General features: G+C 59.9%; 6 protein-coding genes. 1 reads left to right on the plus strand and 5 read right to left on the minus strand.

The window, feature by feature from the left end; genetic code table 11:
* A partial coding sequence (locus tag AB0B14_RS36650; protein WP_357526748.1) for an SDR family oxidoreductase occupies positions 1-429 on the plus strand: 429 nt, incomplete at its 5' end.
* Between the two features lie 44 nt (positions 430-473).
* On the opposite strand, the gene AB0B14_RS36655 is transcribed toward AB0B14_RS36650, so the two are convergent.
* The 5 genes from AB0B14_RS36655 to AB0B14_RS36675 form a co-directional block, all read right to left on the minus strand.
* Positions 474-1196 carry a substrate-binding domain-containing protein gene (locus AB0B14_RS36655; protein WP_357526752.1) on the minus strand — a complete coding sequence of 241 codons (723 nt, stop codon included), beginning with the start codon at positions 1194-1196 and terminating at the stop codon, positions 474-476.
* Positions 1197-1331: 135 nt separating this feature from the next.
* Positions 1332-2147 carry an IS21-like element helper ATPase IstB gene (gene istB, locus AB0B14_RS36660; RefSeq protein WP_304438878.1) on the minus strand — a complete coding sequence of 272 codons (816 nt, stop codon included), beginning with the start codon at positions 2145-2147 and terminating at the stop codon, positions 1332-1334.
* Positions 2144-3664, minus strand: a complete 1521-nt coding sequence (istA, locus tag AB0B14_RS36665; protein ID WP_067401992.1) for an IS21 family transposase — start codon at positions 3662-3664, stop codon at positions 2144-2146. The genes istB and istA overlap by 4 nt, the downstream gene beginning before the upstream one ends.
* Before the next feature lie 97 nt (positions 3665-3761).
* Positions 3762-3995 (minus strand): LysR family transcriptional regulator, encoded by a 234-nt coding sequence (locus tag AB0B14_RS36670; protein WP_357526750.1) that lies wholly within the window; start codon positions 3993-3995, stop codon positions 3762-3764.
* 265 nt (positions 3996-4260) lie between these two features.
* On the minus strand, positions 4261-4551 hold the full coding sequence (locus AB0B14_RS36675; RefSeq protein ID WP_017980836.1) for a metal/formaldehyde-sensitive transcriptional repressor: 291 nt from the start codon (positions 4549-4551) through the stop codon (positions 4261-4263).
* Positions 4552-4860 lie beyond the last annotated feature (309 nt).

The raw sequence follows: 4860 nt of genomic DNA on the forward strand, positions 1-4860 counted from the left end.
GACACCTCGCTCGACCAGTGGAACAGCACCATTGGCAGCCATCTGACCGGGGCCTTTCTGATGTCGCGAGCGGCATTGCCCCTGCTCACCGATGGCAGTTCGATTGTCATGATGGCTTCCACCCGCGCGTTGATGTCCCAAGGCATCGACTTTGCCTATGCCGCTGCGAAAGGTGGCATGGTGGCACTCGCGCAGGCGCTGGCGGTGCAACTTGGCGCCAAAATCCGGGTCAATACAATCGCACCTGGTTGGATCACCAATGACACGAATCTGCGCGCCGAGGACGAGGCGCAGCATCCGGTTGGCCGGGTCGGTCGCCCCCAGGACATTGCCGAGGCCGTGCTATATCTGGCGTCCGCCGGCTTTGTTACCGGGCAAACGCTTGTGGTCGACGGCGGGATGACCAAGAAAATGATCTACGTCGAATAGTGGGTCGCGCGACCGTTCATGCTGCGATAGCACGGCATGAACGGTCAGCCCCCTTCGGGTTGGAACTGGCGGTACAGGTCCAGAGCGGCCTCTATCGAGGCCATTGTCTCGGGTGCGCGGACTATTTCGAACAGCGCGGCTGTGGGTGTCGATTTCACCCCATTTCTGGGCATGGCCAATCCAACAGCGGCATCTGCGCCCTCACCTGCGACTTCAACCGCCCGAATGTCGGAAATCCGAGCAAAATAGGTTGCGAGAGATTGCGGAAGGACGGTGGCATATCGCCCACTTGCGATATGGGCAGCGAGAACATCGACATTGTTGGTCCTGATCGACTTTGCGGCACGGTGCCCGAGTCTAGAACGCGCGGCTTTGGGTAGCGCGCAGTCCAAGATGCACAAAGGCAGCTCGGCGACATGATCCCATGAAACCTGTCGCGGGAGCGGGTCGCCGGATGCCTGGAAAACGACGATCCGCTCCCGGTAGAGAAGGTGCGTGTCAAAGTCCTCCTCAGATATGTCTTCGAGATAGACCAGCGCCATGTCCATTTCATGCGTCAGCAAGGCTTTGGTCAGCGACGAGGTTTGCGCTGTGCAAATGCACTGTTCGAGGAGCGGCATCCTTTCAGCGAGGGCAAGGCTGAGGATCGATGCCATGATCGACGTGGCCGACAGCACGCCCAGGCGAATTTGACCTTCCAGCCCACGTTTCTGGGCCGAAAGGTCGCGCTCCAGCCCCTTGTCAACACCGGGATAAAAACGGGCCAGGCACCGGTTTAAAAAGGGGCCAGTTGGGTTGAATAAAAAGCCCCATGGTTGAGGCTGGACAGCATCGGCAGCGGGGAAGCGGCTGTAGCGGAGCGGAAGCCGATTTCCCGCTGCCGATGGCCGCCTTTTGTCAGATCATTTTGCCTCCCCCTTGTCCTTCTGGCGCTTGCGGCTGCTGGTGAGGCGGAAGCTGTCACCATTCATCTCGAGGATGTGCACGTGGTGGGTCAGGCGGTCGAGCAGGGCGCCAGTCAAGCGCTCGGACCCGAACACCGATGTCCATTCATCGAAGGGCAGATTGCTGGTGATCAGCGTGCTGCCGCGTTCATACCGCTGGCTGAGCACCTCGAACAGCAATTCACCGCCCACTGCGGTGAAGGGCACATAGCCCAGCTCGTCGAGGATCAGCAGTTTCACCGAGGCCAGATGCTTTTGCAGGCTGCGCAGTCGCCGTTCGTCGCGCGCCTCCATCAAGTCATGGACCAGCGCCGCAGCGGTGGTGAAGGCCACGCTGTGCCCCTTCTGGCAAGCGGCCAGTCCCAGCGCGAGGGCGGTGTGGGTCTTGCCGGTACCGCTGGGGCCCAGCGCAATGACATTGCGCTGCCGCTCGATCCATTCTCCGCGCGCCAGTTCCAGCACCAGCGCCTTGTTCAGTGATGGCTGGGCTGCAAAGTCGAAGGTGTCAAAACTCTTGGTATGCGGGAACCTGGCCATGCGGATGCGACGCTCGACCATCCGGCGTTCACGGTCGATGCGCTCCAGTTCGCACAGGCGCAGCAGATAGCGCGGGTAATCGGCCCGATCCTGCGCGGCCTCAAACGCGACCTTCTCATATTCGCGCGCGAAGGATGGCAGCTTGAGTGCTTTGAGGTGGTTTGCCAGCAGCACGGCGGGCGGCACGCTGGTTGGTTCTGCCTCGATGGCCGGCAGCGGCATCATGGGATCGCTCATGCCGCCACTCCTGTCGCCAGGGTGCCGGACTGCGAGAGCAGGCCCATATAACTGCGCGGGTCAGTGCGCCCAACATGGGCGCGTGGCAAGTGCGGGTAAAATTGCAGATCGAGGCGTGGCACGCGCTGCTCAAGTCGGGCCAGCGCGATCATCTTGACTGCATCAAAGCTGATCGCCCCCATCTCCAGCGCGCGGGCCACCGCCCATTCCACCAAGGGTTGCTCAAAGCGCTCGCATAGCCGCAGCACCTGGATGAACTCGCGCCGTCCTTCCTTGCCACTGCGGGCCTCCATCAACCGGCGAATGCGATGCATCGGTTCGGCCAGCACCCAGCCATCGAGCGGCGCCGCCTGATCAAGGGCACGCGGCTTTTGCTCCAACAGCGCCAGATAATGCAGCGGGTTGGCGATGAAGTCCTCACGCTCATAACTGCGCGGGTGCACCGCGATCTGCTCCCCGCCGCAGATGATGGAAACCCGGTCGACATAGCCTTTGATCACAACCTCTTGGTGGGCATAGGCCGTTGGCACCGAGTAATCATTAGTGCGATAGCGCACCAGCGCCATCGACGAGGCCCGCCCCGTCACCATATGGCAGGGATCAAATGGCACCGTAGGCAGTGGCATGAAGGCCGTCAGATCAGCCACCAGCCTGTCCCCGATGCTGTGCTCATGCCCACGCAAGATGGCCTGCCTGCGCTCCACGCATTGTTCGAGGAAGCGCGCGTTCAGCGCATCAAAGCTGGGCGCCTCCGGCCTTGGCACCATGAAATGGCGCCGGGAGTAGCCGACCAGCCCCTCAACCTTGCCTTTGTCATTGCCCTTTCCCGGGCGGCCAAACTTGTCCGCAAACAGGTAATGGCTTTGCAGCGTGGCGAACATCCGGCTGCGCTCGCGCGTCCCGTCGCCCAGGATCTGCGCCACCGCAAGCTTGGTGTTATCATACAGGATCGACTGCGGGACGCCGCCAAAGAAGGCGAAGGCGGCCACATGTCCTTCACAAAAGGCCTCGGCCACCTCGGCAGGATAGGCCTTGATGAACGGCGCATCGCTGTGCGGCAGATCCATGCAGAAATAGTGGAACCGCACCAGCTTGCCGTCGATGATCCCGTCCGCCTCGCCGAAATCTACCTGTGCGTGCCCCGGCTTGTGGCTCAGGGGTATGAACACCTCGCGGCTGCGCAGCTTGGCCCCCGCCACATAATCGCGGACAATGGTGATGCCACCGGTGAAACCATGCTCATCGCGCAAACGCTCGAAAATGCGGGCGGCAGTGTGTCGCTGCTTGCTGTGCACCTTGCGGTCATCCACCAGGATCTGGTCGATGATCTCGGTATATTCCGCCAGCTTGCGGCTGTAGGTTTGCCCACTCCGGCCATGCGCCCCCGGTTCCGGGAAGCACAGCATCTTGTCTACGGTCTTGCGGTTGATCCCAAAATACCGGGCAGCAGCGCGACGGCTCATCCCGTCAATCAGCACGGCGCGGCGGACCTTCTGATAAAGCTCCACTCTCTTCATCCTCCACCCCCGCACAAAAGCAGGGGTCTAGCAGGACTGGCCCATTTTTAATCCGGTGCTACCGGCCGATCCGTGGCCCCTTTTATTCCCGGTGTTCTCACCCCTCGCAGTTGCTCTCGATCTTCTTCGCCCAGGCCAGCACAGTCTCACCTTCCGATGTGAGTCCGTCATAACGCCGGCCATGCCGCACGATCTCCACACCCAAGTCCTGTTCGAGCTGCTTGATGCCGGCGGAAAGCGTGGGCTGCGACACGTTGCAGCTCTTGGCTGCCCTACCGAAATGGCCTTCCTGATCGAGCGCAATCAGATATCTGAAATTCTTGACGATCATAACGTGTTCTCATCCAGTTGCGATTTTCCAGTGGAACCACAAATTGCAGTCCCGCAATCAAGTTATGATGCCGGTGGCACGCGAAGCTGAATGAAAATACCAAAGCATGGAACTGGAAAAATGTAGATACGCCGCTTAGGGCGATCTATGAAAATACCAACCCATAAGTCGTACCACGCGAAAATTGGGCGCACCGTCATTATATTGCCGATCGGTAAAAAATTGTTCTTATAAATCTATATACAGGTACTGCGGTTTCTAAGACCTACTTAAGATAGGTTCGCAATATCCGCATTATACCCTCCATGTCGTCGTCGAATGGGCTGGCTCCATTTTCCCCATGCGCGCCGTTGGCGGGGCCGAAGGTCTCACGGAGATGGCCTTCCATCACTTCTGCCATCAACCCGTTGGTGGCGCCCCGCATCGCCACAATCTGTTGGAGCAAAGGGGCGCAATCCGTTCCGGCCTCGATCGCGCGTTCAAGCGCTTCCGCCTGCCCCTTGATGCGACGCAGGCGTGTTATGGCCCGCTTCTTCTCTTCTGGTGAATGTGGCATCGCGCTTTCCTGACTGTTGATATGCACATACTATACAGGGGGGGAGTTTCAACCCTATCCTGTGCCTTGCGCCGCGCTGACACCTCAAATTTCGGCCGAAGCGAGCCTGAACCTTCCCCTACGCCTCCAGAAACATCGAACGCCAGACCTGGGTTCCTACCCCCTTGATACTGGTGGGGAGTATGATATATTGCCGGCCCGATCGGATCGCTGCACCAAAGGAAATGGCGCGCGTCCGGCCCCCAAGCCCTGTGTTCGAATCGCAAAGCCTCTGCAGAGGACAATCGGACGAACATCGGCGGGACAAAA

Origin of the sequence: Micromonospora sp. NPDC049171 (assembly GCF_040648275.1) — a bacterium.
In the GTDB taxonomy this organism is placed as follows: Bacteria; Actinomycetota; Actinomycetes; order Mycobacteriales; family Micromonosporaceae; genus Micromonospora.

What these genes read in the sequence shown, in the direction of transcription:
- istB (WP_304438878.1), bottom strand. Translation starts at nt 2,147, where the DNA reads ATGAGCGATCCCATGATGCCGCTGCCGGCCATCGAGGCAGAACCAACC.
- istA (WP_067401992.1), bottom strand. Translation starts at nt 3,664, where the DNA reads ATGAAGAGAGTGGAGCTTTATCAGAAGGTCCGCCGCGCCGTGCTGATT.
- AB0B14_RS36670 (WP_357526750.1), bottom strand. Translation starts at nt 3,995, where the DNA reads ATGATCGTCAAGAATTTCAGATATCTGATTGCGCTCGATCAGGAAGGC.
- AB0B14_RS36675 (WP_017980836.1), bottom strand. Translation starts at nt 4,551, where the DNA reads ATGCCACATTCACCAGAAGAGAAGAAGCGGGCCATAACACGCCTGCGT.